The sequence below is a fragment of the Providencia sp. 21OH12SH02B-Prov genome, from assembly GCF_027362595.1.
Taxonomy (GTDB): Bacteria; Pseudomonadota; Gammaproteobacteria; order Enterobacterales; family Enterobacteriaceae; genus Providencia; species Providencia zhejiangensis.
Genome location: NZ_CP114796.1, coordinates 647,932 through 663,778 on the forward strand (window position 1 = coordinate 647,932; position 15,847 = coordinate 663,778).

15 protein-coding genes are annotated in these 15,847 nt (G+C 42.0%); 6 read left to right on the forward strand and 9 right to left on the reverse strand.

Features of this window, described 5'->3' with window-relative positions:
- Window positions 1-35: 35 nt before the first annotated feature.
- Complete coding sequence (gene epmB, locus O7C57_RS03090) at window positions 36-1,064, reverse strand: EF-P beta-lysylation protein EpmB (RefSeq protein WP_196713648.1); 1,029 nt, start codon at window positions 1,062-1,064, stop codon at window positions 36-38.
- 44 nt (window positions 1,065-1,108) lie between these two features.
- Here epmB and efp point away from each other — a divergent pair, with 44 nt between their 5' ends.
- The gene (gene efp, locus O7C57_RS03095) at window positions 1,109-1,675 is read left to right on the forward strand and encodes an elongation factor P (protein WP_154624547.1); all 567 of its coding nucleotides are present in this window, start codon (window positions 1,109-1,111) and stop codon (window positions 1,673-1,675) included.
- Between the two features lie 81 nt (window positions 1,676-1,756).
- Here efp and O7C57_RS03100 read toward each other — a convergent pair whose 3' ends face one another.
- The 3 genes from O7C57_RS03100 to O7C57_RS03110 all read right to left on the reverse strand — a co-directional run bounded on the left by O7C57_RS03100 (window position 1,757) and on the right by O7C57_RS03110 (window position 5,457).
- Window positions 1,757-1,954: a YbdD/YjiX family protein gene (locus O7C57_RS03100; protein ID WP_154624546.1), complete on the reverse strand. Its 198-nt coding sequence runs from the start codon at window positions 1,952-1,954 to the stop codon at window positions 1,757-1,759.
- 156 nt (window positions 1,955-2,110) lie between these two features.
- Window positions 2,111-4,204 carry a pyruvate/proton symporter CstA gene (gene cstA / locus O7C57_RS03105; protein WP_154624545.1) on the reverse strand — a complete coding sequence of 698 codons (2,094 nt, stop codon included), beginning with the start codon at window positions 4,202-4,204 and terminating at the stop codon, window positions 2,111-2,113.
- A gap of 344 nt (window positions 4,205-4,548) precedes the next feature.
- Window positions 4,549-5,457 carry an EamA family transporter gene (locus tag O7C57_RS03110; protein ID WP_269723614.1) on the reverse strand — a complete coding sequence of 303 codons (909 nt, stop codon included), beginning with the start codon at window positions 5,455-5,457 and terminating at the stop codon, window positions 4,549-4,551.
- Between the two features lie 268 nt (window positions 5,458-5,725).
- On the opposite strand from O7C57_RS03110, the gene sugE reads away from it, so the two are divergent.
- Complete coding sequence (sugE, locus tag O7C57_RS03115; protein ID WP_154624543.1) at window positions 5,726-6,040, forward strand: quaternary ammonium compound efflux SMR transporter SugE; 315 nt, start codon at window positions 5,726-5,728, stop codon at window positions 6,038-6,040.
- 282 nt (window positions 6,041-6,322) lie between these two features.
- Here sugE and O7C57_RS03120 read toward each other — a convergent pair whose 3' ends face one another.
- Window positions 6,323-7,054 (reverse strand): GntR family transcriptional regulator, encoded by a 732-nt coding sequence (locus tag O7C57_RS03120; RefSeq protein WP_269723615.1) that lies wholly within the window; start codon window positions 7,052-7,054, stop codon window positions 6,323-6,325.
- Between the two features lie 240 nt (window positions 7,055-7,294).
- On the opposite strand from O7C57_RS03120, the gene O7C57_RS03125 reads away from it, so the two are divergent.
- The 3 genes from O7C57_RS03125 (at window position 7,295) to O7C57_RS03135 (ending at window position 10,180) form a co-directional block, all read left to right on the forward strand.
- Window positions 7,295-8,455 (forward strand): mandelate racemase/muconate lactonizing enzyme family protein, encoded by a 1,161-nt coding sequence (locus tag O7C57_RS03125; protein ID WP_004925816.1) that lies wholly within the window; start codon window positions 7,295-7,297, stop codon window positions 8,453-8,455.
- Window positions 8,456-8,525: 70 nt separating this feature from the next.
- On the forward strand, window positions 8,526-9,824 hold the full coding sequence (locus O7C57_RS03130) for an MFS transporter (RefSeq protein ID WP_154624541.1): 1,299 nt from the start codon (window positions 8,526-8,528) through the stop codon (window positions 9,822-9,824).
- 29 nt (window positions 9,825-9,853) lie between these two features.
- Window positions 9,854-10,180 carry a cupin domain-containing protein gene (locus O7C57_RS03135; RefSeq protein WP_163863068.1) on the forward strand — a complete coding sequence of 109 codons (327 nt, stop codon included), beginning with the start codon at window positions 9,854-9,856 and terminating at the stop codon, window positions 10,178-10,180.
- Window positions 10,181-10,759: 579 nt separating this feature from the next.
- Here the strand turns inward: O7C57_RS03135 and frdD are convergent.
- The 4 genes from frdD to frdA are packed head-to-tail and all read right to left on the reverse strand — an operon-like array spanning window position 10,760 to window position 14,062.
- A complete protein-coding gene (frdD, locus tag O7C57_RS03140; RefSeq protein ID WP_004925804.1) occupies window positions 10,760-11,113 on the reverse strand; it encodes a fumarate reductase subunit FrdD in 354 nt (117 codons plus the stop codon).
- A 15-nt stretch (window positions 11,114-11,128) separates the two neighbouring features.
- Window positions 11,129-11,524: a fumarate reductase subunit FrdC gene (gene frdC, locus O7C57_RS03145; RefSeq protein ID WP_004925800.1), complete on the reverse strand. Its 396-nt coding sequence runs from the start codon at window positions 11,522-11,524 to the stop codon at window positions 11,129-11,131.
- Window positions 11,525-11,538: 14 nt separating this feature from the next.
- Window positions 11,539-12,273 carry a succinate dehydrogenase/fumarate reductase iron-sulfur subunit gene (locus tag O7C57_RS03150; protein ID WP_154624539.1) on the reverse strand — a complete coding sequence of 245 codons (735 nt, stop codon included), beginning with the start codon at window positions 12,271-12,273 and terminating at the stop codon, window positions 11,539-11,541.
- Window positions 12,266-14,062 carry a fumarate reductase (quinol) flavoprotein subunit gene (frdA, locus tag O7C57_RS03155; protein ID WP_269723616.1) on the reverse strand — a complete coding sequence of 599 codons (1,797 nt, stop codon included), beginning with the start codon at window positions 14,060-14,062 and terminating at the stop codon, window positions 12,266-12,268. Before frdA ends, O7C57_RS03150 begins: the two co-directional genes overlap by 8 nt.
- 799 nt (window positions 14,063-14,861) lie before the next feature.
- On the opposite strand from frdA, the gene epmA reads away from it, so the two are divergent.
- Entirely contained in the window at window positions 14,862-15,839 is a 978-nt protein-coding gene (gene epmA, locus O7C57_RS03160; protein ID WP_163863651.1) for an elongation factor P--(R)-beta-lysine ligase, read from the forward strand.
- The last annotated feature ends 8 nt before the right edge of the window (window positions 15,840-15,847 follow it).

The following is a 15,847-nucleotide window of genomic DNA, read 5'->3' on the forward strand; positions in this document are numbered from 1 at the left end:
CGCCCGATAGCGATGACTTATCGGGCGTTTTCATTTCAGCACTGCTTCAGATTTAGGTCGAGTAACGTTTTACTCGGCTCTCCGCCAATCTCCCGTGCCAATTTAGGTACTAAGTAGCCAGAAACTTTTCCAAGTAGCTGTTGTATGAGTAATCTAGCCTCTTGATCACTCACTAAGAAATGTGCGGCACCTTGTACTTTATCTAAAACATGTAGGTAATAGGGGAGAATGCCTGCATCAAATAATGCGTTACTTAAATCAGCCAATGTATCTGAATTATCATTAACTCCGCGTAATAGCACGCTTTGGTTGAGTAATGTCACACCTGAGTTTTTGAGCTTCTGCATGGCATTTCTAAAACTATCATCGATTTCATTAGCATGGTTCAGGTGTGTCACCATGATGACTTGAAAGCGCGAGCTAGCAAGCCTGTTACATAAATTATCGGTAATGCGTTCAGGAATCACGACAGGGAGACGAGAGTGGATCCGGAGTCGCTTAATATGTGGGATCGCTTCCAGTTGGCTGATTAACCAATCGAGTTCACTATCCTTTGCCATTAAGGGATCCCCACCCGAGAAGATGATTTCATTGAGTTCAGTGTGGTTTTTTATATAATCCACAGCTATCAACCAATTATTTTTGTTTCCTTTGTTATCCTCATAAGGAAAATGTCGGCGAAAGCAGTAACGACAGTTTACCGCACAGCCTCCTTTCACCAACATCAATGCTCGGTTGTGATATTTATGTAGTAAACTGGGGATCTCATTATTTTGTTCTGCTAATGGATCAGTGGAAAAATCCGGATAGATATCAAATTCTGCTTTTGCGGTTAATACTTGCAATAGCAGAGGGTCTTGAGGATCGCCTTTTTTCATGCGCGAAATAAAGGGCTTCGGCACACGCAATGGAAATAATTTACGTGCGTCGTTGCCATCTTTCGATGCTTGATGGTTTTCTAGCCCCAGTATTTGTAGCAATTCATCAGGATTAGTGATTGCTTCAGCAAGTTGTTGTATCCAGACTTCTCTGGATGAGGTATTTTGAGTTACAATATCGACCATTTTTTGGCTATGCCATTTTTAGTGTATAAATTTAGAGGATCTCCATGGCTACTTATAGTACCAATGAATTCCGCTCAGGTCTTAAAATCATGTTAGATGGCGAACCTTGTGCAATTCTTGATAGTGAATTCGTTAAACCGGGTAAAGGTCAAGCGTTTGCACGTGTTCGTATTCGTAAACTGATTTCTAACAAACTGTTGGAAAAAACATTTAAGTCTACTGATTCTGTCGAAGGTGCAGATGTCATGGATATGAACTTAACTTACCTTTATAACGATGGTGAGTTCTGGCATTTCATGAACAACGAAACTTTCGAACAGCTTGCAGCTGACGAAAAAGCGGTTGGTGATAACGCTAAGTGGCTGATCGACCAAGCCGATTGTATTCTGACTCTGTGGAATGGTCGCCCAATCGCAGTGACTCCGCCAAACTTTGTCGAGTTAGAAATTACCGATACTGACCCAGGTCTGAAAGGTGACACAGCGGGTACTGGTGGTAAGCCAGCTACGCTGAGCACAGGTGCAGTAGTTAAAGTACCTCTATTCGTTCAGATTGGTGAAGTGATCAAAGTGGATACTCGTTCAGGCGAATACGTTTCACGCGTAAAATAATACCTGTTTGGATGAAACTAAAAAACCGTAATGTTTGTATGGCATTACGGTTTTTTTATCGTTTAAAATTGAGAGTGCAGCTTAGCAGCACTTAAAGCCGCCTTTCCCACCATAGCGAGCATCTTGACGTTCTTTAAAGAACTCTTCATACGTCATGGGTGTTTGATCTGGATGATTCAGCTGCATATGTGCAACGTAATTATCATAGTCAGGCACACCAATCATCATTTTTGCTGCTTGCCCGAGATATTTTGCGGCATTACCTAGTGAACCAAACATGGTTATTCCCTCACTTAACGTTATATTATCGTTTAACCGTTTTATGCGTGTTGCTTACTATTTTAACGAGCGACCTTTAGAGGGTTAGCCCCTTATATAAGGGGCTTAGCGTTAGAGCTGCGGCATACTTGCCGTCATCGTGTCACCTTTATCTGGTTAATGATGACGGGTATTGGCGACGATCTCCTGATAGTTAGCTGGCATCGGTTGGTATGGCACTTCGTTTGCCGTTGGTTCAGAAGATTTCAACGCTTTCATTGCGGTACGAATTGAGAATAGGGCCAATACGACGACGACAATCATAAAGAAAATGGTCAGTCCCGCATCTAAGCGGTTATTAAAAATCAATTGGACCAACTGAGATTCAGTGTATTGCGATGGAATGTTTCCGCTATCAATCATTGCTTGGAATTTATTCGCAACCGCTAAGAAGCCTACACGAGCATCCTCACTGAAGGTTTTTTCCCATCCAGCCACCATAGTACAGACTAACAGCCATGCTGTCGGTACTAAAGCCACCCATGCGTATTTTTGGCGCTTCATTTTGAACAAGACAACGGCACATAGCATCAATGCCATACCGGCTAGCATTTGGTTCGCAATACCAAATAGTGGCCATAAGGTGTTGATACCACCAAGAGGATCAACAACGCCTTGATGAAGGAAATACCCCCAAGCAAGCACACATAATGCAGTTGCCACTAAGTTTGCAGGTAGCGAATCGGTCCGTTTTAATGACGGTGAAATAACGCCTAGCAAATCTTGTAGCATAAAGCGCGCAGCACGGGTTCCTGCATCGACAGCGGTTAAAATAAACAAGGCTTCAAACAGGATGGCGAAATGATACCAGAAGGAGACATTCATTAAGCCGCCGAGAGCACCATGCAGAATATAAGCCATACCAACGGCGAGTGTCGGAGCTCCCCCCGCACGGGAAATAATACTGTTTTCACCAACTTCATTTGCGATATTTGTTAACTGATCAGGCGTGATTTGGAAACCCCAGCTGCTCACCACTTGTGCAGCTGACGCGACAACATCTTCTGTACCAGCTGGAGCCAGCATGGCGATAGGGCTGTTCATTGCAAAATAGACACCAGGGTCAATGACACAAGCTGCAACCAGCGCCATGATAGCAACGAAAGATTCCATCAGCATGCCGCCATAACCAATAAAACAGGCTTGGTTTTCATTCGCCAGCATTTTGGGTGTGGTGCCTGAAGAGATCAATGCATGGAAACCTGAAACGGCCCCACACGCAATGGTAATAAACAGGAATGGAAACAGATCACCTGCCCACACAGGGCCTGTACCATCAACAAACTTTGTCAATGATGGCATTTGCAAGTTAGGATTTAAAATTAAAATCCCAATGGCTAAACCGATAATGGTTCCAATTTTTAAGAAGGTAGAAAGATAGTCACGAGGAGCGAGTAATAACCAAACGGGTAGCACTGCCGCCACGAAGCCATAGCCGACTAGCATCCAAGTCAATTGTACTCCAGTATAATCAAAGTAGGGTGCCCATGTTTCACTTTCAGCAACCCAACCCCCTGAAATAATAGCGAATATAAGGAATACTAAACCAATAATTGAAACTTCTCCGATACGCCCCGGACGGATATAACGAGTATATATCCCCATAAAGATAGCGAGGGGGATAGTGAAGGCAACAGTATAGGTTCCCCAAGGGCTGTGAGTCAGTGCTTTGACAACAATCATCGCGAGTACGGCAAGAATAATCACCATAATCATAAAACAGGCTATCAGAGCAATAATACCCGCCGTATTCCCCATCTCTTCTTTGACGAGCTCTCCTAATGAACGACCATCTCGGCGAGTTGAAACAAATAGCACCATAAAGTCTTGAACCGCGCCGGCTAGAACAACCCCCGCGAGGATCCATAACATACCGGGTAAGTAGCCCATTTGTGCAGCAAGAACAGGACCAACTAGTGGGCCGGCACCAGCAATAGCGGCAAAATGGTGACCGAATAGAATTTTTTTATCTGTTGGAACATAGTCTAAACCATCATTATGGCGAATTGATGGTGTCATGCGTGTTTCATCAACTTGCAGTACTTTTTTGGCGATAAATAGCCCATAGTAACGATAGGCGACTAAATAGATACAAACAGCGGCAATGACGATCCATAGCGCATTGATCTGCTCTCCGCGGTTTAATGCAACATAACCAAGAGCAAAAGCACCGAGTATTGCTAGTACAATCCAAATTAATTGTTTACCCATAGCCTTTCCATCCGTCTTATTATCAAACTGTTATTAATTATCTTTGTAGATTACTGACACATATAGCCGCTGTTGACGAAAAGACAAAATAGCTAAAACGTGAAACCAATGCTGAGGTGAAAATAAATTTCATAACTGCAATTTACATCACTAAATTGTGATGACTGGCTGGATTTTATTTTGATTTAAGCTAAAGGACATTATCAGGATGATGTGTTAATGCTATTAAATTGTAGGCTTTTGGGATTATATTCCATATGGTTATTTATCTAGGGGGAGGTGACTCACTTATTAAGGGGAGGCAACTGGAGAGAGAGCCTCTCCAGCGTAGCTTATGATGGTGATTAAATCTGTCTAACGCGTTGAATGAGTTTCCGACCAAATAAGGTGATAATTAAACCAAACATAATAAAAGTCAGGCCTGCAATTTGTACCCTATTAATTTGTTCACCAAGGAATGCGGCACTACTACTTAACCCGAACAAGGGAACTAACAGCGAAAATGGTGCAACACGCCACGCTTCATAACGCCCGAGTAAAACACCCCATAATCCATAACCGACAAAAGTTGATAAATATGCAAGGTAAATAATCGTACCGAATACTGACCAATCAAAGCCTGCTAACCCGTGTAAAATCGCTTCTTCACCTTCAAAAATCCATGAGCTGACAAAGAAAGGTATGATTGGGATAAGGGCACTCCAACTGACTAAGGAGAGAGCGCTGCATTTTTCTTCGCCTTCATGCTGCATAATGATTCGGTTCGTAATATTGCCACAAGCCCATGAAAGTCCTGCGATCAAAGTAAAAGTTAAACCAAGTAACGGAATATCATCAAGGCCACTGTTGGTTCCGCCATTCGCTAATATGGTTAAACCAATCACGGCAATAAACATACCGATATAATGAGTTAATTGTAATTTTTCTTTTAAAATGACAGCGCCGAGTAGCAAGGTGAAAAAAGCTTGTGATTGCAAAATAACCGAAGTGATCCCCGCTGGCATACCCACTCGAATTGCACAAAATAGAAATGCAAATTGCCCAAAGCTGATGGTTAATCCATAAAGTAGAAGTAGTCTAAATGGGATACGGGGACGCCTGAAAAAGAAAATAGCTGGAAACGCAACAAAAACAAAGCGTAAAGCCCCTAAGAGCAAAGGCGGTAGAGCGGTAACGCCTAATTTGATAATGACAAAATTAACACCCCAAATGATGACGACACAAAGAGCGAGCAATACATCTTTGAACTTCATGTTATTTTCTCAGTTGATTTTTTATTTAGAGTAAAACACTTTACTCTTGAACATATTCATATGCGATAATAAAGATGCTCTTGTAAGCCATTACAGTACAATTAAGTTAATTTAAATCACTTATTTGGATTTAATTGTTATATTTTCTTACTTGAGACCTTTAAATTGAATGTTTATAATACCCTCTCATATCATACGCGCTTAGGACGACCTAAGTGATCGTCATAAAATTTGGGGACGACCCCGCATTGTTTATGGAGTTACAGCAATGGCTTGGGTAATCCTATTGTTTGCAGGCCTTTTAGAAATTGTTTGGGCGGTTGGTTTAAAATACACCCATGGTTTCACTCGTCTTACCCCCAGTATTGTTACAATTGTTGCGATTATTGCCAGTATGGGGCTGCTTGCCTATGCAATGCGTGATCTGCCCGCAGGGACAGCCTATGCGATTTGGACTGGAATAGGCGCTGTGGGAACCGCGATAGTTGGGATTATATTTCTTGGTGAGTCTGCCAATATATTTCGTTTATTAAGTTTGGCATTAATTATTACCGGTTTAATCGGTCTAAAAGTTTCAAGCTAACATCAATATACTCGTTAATACGGGCGCAATAGGCGCCCGTATTGATGGATAATGATAAAGTTTCAATCCACGCAAATGCGCCGAAAATAGAGACTCGATATTTGGGTTCTTTAGTACGCTGGAAAGCTCAAATTCGTCGTGATATGTGCAAATCCTATCGAAAAAACTTCCCTGAGATAGGTAATGATTAGCCAAGATGCTCCTTTGCAGGTTAGGCGCTAAGTGTTTTCGCTTGCGTGTTCATTAACACGGCCTTTTTATCGAGGGCTACGTTAGGTTTATTTATTTGGGCTCTCTTTTTTTATCAATAGCTTGATTAAAGTTTATTTCTTTATTTTGATTGCGAATATGCTCTTTGATTTCTGTTTCTAGCATATTGAGATCCCCTGAGCGTATTTTATCTAATAGCACTTTGTGCTCATCAATAATTTCTTCCATAGGCTTGGTAAAGGTGGATATCCCAATAATAATTGTCAACTGTTTAGAGACGTTTTCCCATAATGCGGTTAGGGTATTGTTCCCGCTTAATTGGCATAATGTCCGATGGAAATTCACGTCACAAAGCGAGAACTCATAGCTATCCGCTAATTTTGCTGCTCGCGCCATTTGCACAATACACTGGTTTAGCTGTTCGATAGATTGTGGGTCTAAATGCTTATGTTTAGCGATAAAGGTTTTAATCGCTTGTCGTTCTAATAGAATTCTGACTTCGATCAGTTCATCCAGCCTCTCTTCTGAAACGGGGGCCATTCGTATGCCTTTAAATGGCTCATTAATCACGATCCCTTGGCTTTCTAATACTCTTAAGGCTTCTCTAACAGGAACACGGCTGACATTCATTTTTTCCGCAATTTCTTTTTCAACAATACGATCCCCAGGCAGGATAAATCCACGCGTTGCTGCCTCGACAATTTTATCTACCACATCATCAGTGAGTGTCCTTGCTTTGATTGGCTTCCAATAGTCTTCTTGCGAGGTGATTTTCTGCGATTGTTTCCCTTTTTCAACGGTCATGATGTTTAGCCTATTAAATTTGTTACTAATCAAAGAATTAATTGGTAGTTGATTGCGCCTTTAATGCATCAAAATTATCACATTGGCTAGCAATAAACCAATAAAAAACCCACTATCGCGATATTTTTTCGAGAGGGGATAAACCCAGAATGGATCACATATTCAACAATTGAATATTGTATACAATCTTACAATGTTGTTAAATGCCTCAAATACAGTTAAGTAAGAGAAGGAAAAAACATGAACAACATGCTTGAAGACATAAAAATTACTGAAATTGTTGCCGTGCCTTTATTTGGGGAGAGCCCAAAAGGGGGATGGTCTAATGAAATCAAGCCAGAAGATTCGATCCACGCCATTATTGCGGTGCATACCGATGCTGGCATCACGGGGTACGGCAGCGTTTTTACCGATGGTCGCTTAGTTGAAGCCGCTATTCCTGTACTGGCATCTTTATGTATTGGTGAAAGTGCATTGCAGCCAGAAAGAGTGTCTGAAAAACTTAGACAAAATACATTCTGGATGGGGCGTGGGGGAACGTTAACACATACGATTAGCGGTATTGATATTGCTTTGTGGGATATTTTAGGTAAAGCAACAGGGCTACCCGTCAGTACGTTACTTGGCGGTAATTATCGTTCCAAGGTACAGCCGTATTGCTCTTTACTTATGGAAGAACCAGAGACAATGTTCAACGTGATCTCTGATTATAAAAAGCTTGGTTTTAAAGCATTTAAAATTGGTTGGGGACCATTTGGACGTAACAACGATGCCAAATTAGATAGAGCAATTGTGGAAGCGGCAAGAGATGCGGCAGGGTACGAATCACACTTGTTAGTTGATGCGGGAGCAAGTGATGCATATTGGCCAAACGGTTTGAAATGGGCAATCCAAACATCGCATATGTTAGCGGAATATCAAGTTGGTTGGTTTGAAGAAGCGTTACGTCCTGATGACCTTGAAGACTTTAAAGTGCTGCGTAAAGAAAGCCCAGTACCTATTGCCGGTGGTGAAGTATTAACCCGTCGTCAATCTTTCTTACCATGGCTCTCACAAGGGGCATTCGATATCGTTCAGCCTGATGTGACGAAAGTGGGAGGCATCTCAGAGCAACGTCGAATCGCATGGCTCGCTGATGAGTTTGGGGTTAAGTATGTTGGACACGGTTGGAATACCGCAATGGGGCTGGCGGCTGACTTACAAATGGCGGCCGCTTTCCCACAAGTGGACTTTGTCGAGTTTATTGGTGGTAGCCAATATATCGATGGCATTGTTAAAACACCATTCAAAGTGGATGAGCAGGGTTATTTAACGATTCCAAAATTACCGGGACTTGGTATCGAACTAGATATCGATAAGTTAGCAAAATTCACAGTAAATCCAGAGCGTTTGTTTAAGTAACTTCATTTACATAAGCCAGATAGTGATCACACTATCTGGTTTCCTCTCCTTATTAAAAGGTATGGTTACGATGAAAAATAAGAACAAAGGTACAAAAATAAGGTTCTCGATAGCGATATTAATGACGCTTGCGATTGTTATTAATTACTTAGATAGAACTGTTATGTCTGCGGCGGCACCGACTATCTCAGAGGAACTGCAAATTTCACCAGAGATGATGGGATGGATAATGTCAGCGTTTTTCTTAAGCTATGCATTATGCCAAATCCCCGCGGGTTTTATTGCAGATAAATATGGGCAAAGAAAAACGTTGGCAGGATCGGTATTGTGGTGGTCATTAGCAACAGCTGCCACCGCATTAGCCAAAACGCCACTGAGTTTTATTTCCACTCGAATTCTAATGGGCATGGGGGAAGCTGGGGCATATCCATGTAATAGTGGTATCGCTGCAAAATGGTTTCCAGACCGTGAACGAGGCAGAATAACGGCATTATTTGATAGTGGCTCTAAATTTGGAACCGCGTTCGCCATGCCATTAGTGGTGTGGATCATTGCGAAATGGGGCTGGGAATCGGCATTTATTATTTGCGGTGCATTAGGGGTTCTCTGGGTTTTTGCATGGTTAAAGGTATATCACGATCCTGAACAACACCCAAAAATCAGTGCTGAAGAGCTTGCTTATATTCGTGATGGGCAAATTAAAAAAGATGGTATTGATAATATTCAGCCGATGAAGTGGTATCAGTTGATCCGTTACCGCAATGTACAAGCTATGTGTATCGGTTTCTTTATGTTGGACTACGCCATTTATTTCTTTATTACTTGGTTCCCTGCTTATTTAATGATGGAACGAGGTATGAGTTTGGAAGAAATGGGATTTGCTGCCATGTTGCCACCACTATGTGGGATCGCAGGTCAATGGCTTGGCGGTTGGACGACGGATTATTTGTATATTAAATATAATAATATCAACCTTGCTCGTAAATTACCGATTGTGGGCGGTATGCTGATTGCAACCAGTATCGCATTTTCGGGGTTAGTTGAATCTGTGACCTTAATGATGTTTTTACTGTGTTTATCTTATGCAGCACTTGCCTTTGCAGCCTCAGCAATATGGTCATTACCTGGGGATGTTGCGCCACGTAATATGACGTCAGTCTTAGGTGGAATGCAAAGTGCAGTTTCTAACTGTGGCGGTATTTTAGGTCCTATTGTAACTGGCTATATTATTGCGGCAACGGGTTCATTTATTTGGGCATTAATTGTATCTGGTATTGCTTGTGCAATTGGGGCATTGGTTTATTTAGTAATGTTAAGAAATATTAAGCCAATTACACCGGATGATGAACCATTAGTAAAATCAAATTAAATAGCCATAATATTAACACTAAGGTCGTAATGTTTATTTTCGATAAGGAAACAGAGGCAAAAAATATTGCCCTAGGTACGCGACGTAAGTTATTTCCCGGTAGTGAAAATATGATGATAGCAAGATTATCTTTCACCGCGGGTACATTAGGTGACTTACACTCTCATCCACATGAACAAATGAGTTATATACTCAAAGGTAAATTTAGATATCAAGTCGGGGATGTTTCTAAAGAAGTTGGAGAAGGTGATGTTGTCTATATTCCTTCCAATGAGAAACATCGCTGTGAATGTTTATCTCATGGCGAAATTTTAGATATATTCGTGCCAATGAGAAAAGACTTTTTAGATAATTAAATCATTTTGCTAAATGATTAAAAATCTATTGATAAAATAGAGGGGATCTCGATGTCTAAAATTGAGATCCCCTTTTATTTTTCAATAAATAAAACTGAGCAATGAATGGCATAATAAACAAGGCAATCCGTCATAATCAAAGCTATTTTATCATTAAGGAAAAGACACTTGCGTGATATCCCAGATACCGCATCCTTATTTTTCTTCGGTATTGATTGTTACGGATTAAAGACAATAAACCAAATATAAAACGGTAAGCATAAACGCTAAAAAGCGAATAGAGTTTAGTCATCTCCTCAGTCATAGAAGCTGCCATTAACGCAAGGGAAATGCGCTATCTAATTGATTAATGTGTAATATAGGCACTACCAAATCTAGCCCGGATGACGTCATTAGCGTCATCGCCATGTCATAACCGCAGATGGATTGATAGGAAATGAAATCGTAGCCTTGATCAAGAGGCTGCCATGACAGTCGTCTTAGAGCTGTTTAATAACGTGGAAATAGTAAGGGAGATGAGAGGCAATATCATGAAAAATCCCTCATAGCGGTGAGGCATATGAGGGATCAGTAACGCGGTTACAGAGCAATGACACCAATAATAGCGATCACGCTAATAATCGCCGCACCACCATAAAATACCCATTTTGATGCTGGGACATGCACTTTAAAGTCGTGCAGTGTGTGGTGAATACGGTGCATAGCACACCATACTGGTAGAATTATCATGAGCAGTAAGAAAATACGCCCGATAAAACTTTGGCAGAATGCGACAATACGCTCATAGCTTAGCATTTCAGGTGCAACACCTAATGGGATTAATATTCCCAAGAGAATGATGATAGCAGGTCCAACAATGGCACTCCACATACCACCGGCACCAAATAATCCCCAGAAAACTGGTTCATCGGAACGTTTAGGCGTTAGATTCATCAGATCCTCCGTTGATTAAAATAGCAGTGCGATTGCTAAAATCGCTGCCGTCACTAAGATCGTTAATGCCCAAAAACCTTTAACAATCGGTTCTTGTGACATTTTCTTATCACCAACGATAATACTGACGGCTTTTGGCGCTAGATTAAACCATGTTGTGGTATGAAGTAGTGTCGCAGCCAGTGTAATAATGTTGATAATAATGACGATTGGATTACTTAAAAATCCAACAAAGCTTGCCCAAGATTCTGGACCACCTTTTAAGGCGAATACGCCGAATAACACTAAAAGGCTAAACCATAGCTGAAGAACGGAGGTACTTTCACGTACGATGTAAAAGCGGTAGAAACCTAACTTTTGCCACCAGTCGCCCTTCATTTCCCTTACATAGGGTTTACGTTTTGTAGTCATGACTTCAATTCTCCTTATCGTGGCTTCAGCATGGCGATAATAAAGTCTTGCGCGCTGGCTGCTTTCGCTTGCTGGATTGCAGCTGCTGGGTCAACATGCTTAGGACAGACTTCAGAGCAGTAGCCTACAAATGTACAGCTCCAGACACCATCATCACCATTCAATAATGGCATGCGTTCTTTTGCTCCGTGGTCACGGTTATCTAAGTTGTAGCGCTCAGCCAAGGTAATTGCAGCAGGACCAACAAACTCAGGATTCAAACCAAACTGTGGGCATGCGGCATAGCAGAGACCACAGTTGATACAGCCTGAAAATTGATGATATTTCGCCATTTGAGCTGGAGTTTGCTTATTTGGCCCTTCAGAAGGTTTGCGATCATTCCCAATAATATAAGGTTTGATCGCTTCTAAGCGCTCAATAAAGTGAGTCATATCAACCACCAAATCACGTTCGATCGGGAAGTTGCCTAATGGCTCAACTTTTAGACCATTGGGGTAGTCACGTAGGAAGGTTTTACAGGCCAGTTTTGGCACTTTATCAACCATCATCCCGCAAGAACCACAAATTGCCATACGGCAAGACCAACGATAAGAGAGGTCAGGTGCAAGGTTATCTTTGATATAACCTAAAGCGTCCAGCAATGAGGTTTGCTCATCATAAGGGACATCATATGCCACTAAATGGGGCTCATTATCCGTTTCAGGATTGTAGCGCATGATCTCCATTTTTAAGTGTTTCATATCATCCATTAGCTTGCTCCTTCTTTGCCTTATCTTGAGCTTCAGCTTCTGCACCATAAACACGTTTTGCTGGCTGAGATTTAGTAATCTTCACATCACTGTATTCGAGGCGAGGTGCGCCTTCTGGGTTATAGAATGCCAATGTGTGTTTTAGGAAATTCACATCATCACGCTCTGTACAGCCTTCATCAAGACGTTGGTGTGCACCACGCGATTCTTTACGATTAAAGGCGGAGTGTGCCATACATTCGGCAACATCTAAACCAAACCCAAGTTCAATAGTGTAAAGTAGATCGGTGTTGAACACGCTGCTATGGTCGGTAATTTCGACATGTTTAAAGCGTTCTTTCAATTCCGCAATTTTATCAACGGTTTTCTGCATGAGTTCAGGTGTACGGTAAATACCACAACCTTCTTCCATTGAGATTCCCATCTCATCGCGGATTTTCGACCAGCTTTCTTTACCTTTTTGGTTGAGAAGCTTGTTCAGATTATCTTCGATATCGCGAGTGCGTGCTTCAATCGCATTTGCGTTAGCAGGCGTGGCTTCTGCTGCATGTTTAGCCGCTTGTTCACCCGCTAGGCGGCCGAAGACAACAAGCTCAGCTAATGAGTTAGAACCTAAACGGTTGGCTCCGTGCAGACCTACAGATGAACACTCACCAACAGCGAACAAGCCTTTGATGCGTGTTTCACAGTTTTGATCTGTTTCGATACCCCCCATTGTGTAGTGAGCAGTAGGGCGAACAGGAATGGGGTCAGTAACGGGGTCCACACCCACATACGCTTTTGCTAGCTCACAAATAAACGGTAGACGCTCATGCAGCTTTTCAGCGCCAAGGTGACGTAAGTCTAGATACACAATGTCACCACGATGGGTGCTAATGGTGCGTCCTGCACGCCATTCGTGCCAGAAAGCTTGCGAAACTTTGTCACGAGGACCGAGTTCCATATATTTGTTTTCAGGTTTACCGAGTGGTGTTTCTGGTCCCATGCCGTAATCTTGTAGATAACGGTAGCCATCTTTATTAACAAGGATACCACCTTCACCACGGCAGCCTTCAGTCATTAGGATACCCGATCCAGGAAGACCCGTTGGGTGATATTGAACAAACTCCATATCCCGTAGAGGGACGCCATGGCGGAATGCCATACCCATACCATCACCCGTTACGATACCACCGTTAGTGTTGTAGCGATAAACGCGCCCAGCACCGCCTGTAGCCATGATGATAGAGTTAGCTCGGATTTGAACTTTTGTACCTTCCATCATATTGAGGGCAACAAGACCACGAACTTGGCCTTCATCAACAATGATGTCGAGAACAAAATGTTCATCAAAGCGTTGGATTTGAGGGTATTTAAGCGATGTCTGGAACAGGGTATGAAGCATATGGAAGCCAGTTTTATCGGCAGCGAACCAAGTGCGCTCAATTTTCATACCGCCAAAACGACGAACGTTAACTGAACCATCTGGTTTACGGCTCCATGGGCATCCCCATAGTTCCAACTGAGTCATTTCTGTCGGACAGTGTTCGACAAAGTATTCGACGACATCCTGCTCACACAGCCAGTCACCGCCGGCAACCGTATCATTAAAATGATAGTCATAGGAGTCATGGGCCTGAGTCACTGCGGCTGATCCCCCCTCTGCGGCCACAGTGTGACTACGCATTGGGTAAACTTTTGAGATCAGAGCAATCTTGATATTGGGATTTGCTTCTGCGGCAGCTATCGCTGCACGTAAGCCTGCGCCCCCGGCCCCGATAATCGCTAGATCGGCATTGAAGGTTTGCACTGCGCTTCTCCATTGTTCAAGTGTAAATTAATAAATTCTTTTAAATACTTTTGATGCTTAGCTATCTGCTTGTTTGCATCACGTTGAGTGATACCGCACAAACTCTCTTTTTTAATAGTAAATAATATAATAGCTAATAATGACTTATCATGCTGTGAATTATAGCGAATAGTCCTCAGGATAAATTTGATATAGAGGGGGGTTTTAGGCGATTTCCACTATAAAATGTGATCTATACCAAGTTTTTATTAATTGTTTTTTCATGAGCGGCATTTTAAGTTTGATGAGTCCTAAAAAAACGACAATTCAAATGATTACCATTATTTTTAACGTCAGTTTCAGGATTTAAATCTACTTTAAAGATCGCGTATTTCCTGTCGTAAAGCGAATAATAACAAAAATTTTATTGAATAAACTTATTCATCTCGAATATTCGATAGCAAATAAAATCGGTAATATCTGAAGTGCTATTTGCGCATTTTTATTGTCTGAAATACTCATTTATTTGATTAAGTTTAATGAAGAGTATTGATAACATGGCCTTAACATTACATTAGAAATAATCATGATTTTTCTTTTTTGTGCAGCTGGTTAGATGCGGTATAAAACGATCGTTACTCAATCGTGTTGGCTGAAGAATAAGCGACGCTATTTTGCTCACTTTGTTACATTTCAGTCTGTTCGTGGATGATTATGATAGCAGCGGATACCTCAATTGCATTTGATTCGTGTTAATGCGTTGTTTGTCGCGCAAGAGGTGAGTAAACTGCACGACTATGTTTATTTTGGAGTGATGTTAATGAGTGAAGTAGTGGACTGGCAGCCAAGTGCACCTGTCGCGAATCTGTTAAAGCGAGCAAAAATCGTCTCTGAGATTAGACGTTTTTTTACGGAGCGCTGTGTACTTGAGGTTGAAACTCCGGCGATGAGTCAGGCGACCATCACGGATATTCACCTTGTCCCTTTTAATACCCGTTTTGTGGGACCCGGTGCTGCACAAGGGTTAGATCTCTATTTGATGACCAGCCCTGAATACCATATGAAGCGCTTATTGGCTGCGGGGAGTGGACCTATCTATCAGCTCTGCCGTAGTTTCCGTAATGAAGAAGCTGGCAGGCATCATAATCCTGAATTCACGATGCTTGAATGGTATCGTCCACATTATGATATGTATCGCCTTATCAATGAAGTTGATGATCTGCTACAGCAAATACTGGATTGTGACAGTGCGGAATTATTGTCTTATCAGCAAGCATTTTTGCGTCATCTCGACATTGATCCCCTTTCAGCAGAAAAAAGTGAATTGAGGGAAGTTGCTGCTCGTTTGGATCTGAGTAATGTCGCCGAACAAGAAGAAGATAAAGATACCCTATTGCAATTACTGTTTACGATGGGGGTTGAACCTCATATTGGTAAAGAAAAACCCGTTGTGGTTTATCACTTCCCAGCTACTCAGGCTTCTTTAGCTGAAATCAGCACTGAAGATCATCGTGTTGCAGAACGCTTTGAGGTTTACTTTAAAGGGATGGAGTTAGCAAACGGCTTTCGTGAATTAACGGATGCGAATGAGCAACGCCAGCGTTTTGAACAAGATAATCGTCGGCGTGCTGCTATGGGGCTACCCGTGCATCCTATTGATGAACGTTTATTAGCGGCGTTAACTCATGGATTACCGGAATGTTCGGGAGTGGCATTAGGGGTTGATCGCCTAATTATGATTGCATTAGATGCAGAAAGAATCAGTGATGTGATTGCTTTTCCTGTGACTATCGCTTAATGATGATA

What these genes read in the sequence shown, in the direction of transcription:
- cstA (WP_154624545.1), bottom strand. Translation starts at nt 4,204, where the DNA reads ATGGGTAAACAATTAATTTGGATTGTACTAGCAATACTCGGTGCTTTT.
- O7C57_RS03100 (WP_154624546.1), bottom strand. Translation starts at nt 1,954, where the DNA reads ATGTTTGGTTCACTAGGTAATGCCGCAAAATATCTCGGGCAAGCAGCA.
- O7C57_RS03135 (WP_163863068.1), top strand. Translation starts at nt 9,854, where the DNA reads ATGTTTATTTTCGATAAGGAAACAGAGGCAAAAAATATTGCCCTAGGT.
- epmB (WP_196713648.1), bottom strand. Translation starts at nt 1,064, where the DNA reads ATGGTCGATATTGTAACTCAAAATACCTCATCCAGAGAAGTCTGGATA.
- O7C57_RS03110 (WP_269723614.1), bottom strand. Translation starts at nt 5,457, where the DNA reads ATGAAGTTCAAAGATGTATTGCTCGCTCTTTGTGTCGTCATCATTTGG.
- frdC (WP_004925800.1), bottom strand. Translation starts at nt 11,524, where the DNA reads ATGACTACAAAACGTAAACCCTATGTAAGGGAAATGAAGGGCGACTGG.
- O7C57_RS03130 (WP_154624541.1), top strand. Translation starts at nt 8,526, where the DNA reads ATGAAAAATAAGAACAAAGGTACAAAAATAAGGTTCTCGATAGCGATA.
- O7C57_RS03125 (WP_004925816.1), top strand. Translation starts at nt 7,295, where the DNA reads ATGAACAACATGCTTGAAGACATAAAAATTACTGAAATTGTTGCCGTG.
- frdD (WP_004925804.1), bottom strand. Translation starts at nt 11,113, where the DNA reads ATGAATCTAACGCCTAAACGTTCCGATGAACCAGTTTTCTGGGGATTA.
- epmA (WP_163863651.1), top strand. Translation starts at nt 14,862, where the DNA reads ATGAGTGAAGTAGTGGACTGGCAGCCAAGTGCACCTGTCGCGAATCTG.
- efp (WP_154624547.1), top strand. Translation starts at nt 1,109, where the DNA reads ATGGCTACTTATAGTACCAATGAATTCCGCTCAGGTCTTAAAATCATG.
- O7C57_RS03150 (WP_154624539.1), bottom strand. Translation starts at nt 12,273, where the DNA reads ATGGATGATATGAAACACTTAAAAATGGAGATCATGCGCTACAATCCT.
- O7C57_RS03120 (WP_269723615.1), bottom strand. Translation starts at nt 7,054, where the DNA reads ATGACCGTTGAAAAAGGGAAACAATCGCAGAAAATCACCTCGCAAGAA.
- sugE (WP_154624543.1), top strand. Translation starts at nt 5,726, where the DNA reads ATGGCTTGGGTAATCCTATTGTTTGCAGGCCTTTTAGAAATTGTTTGG.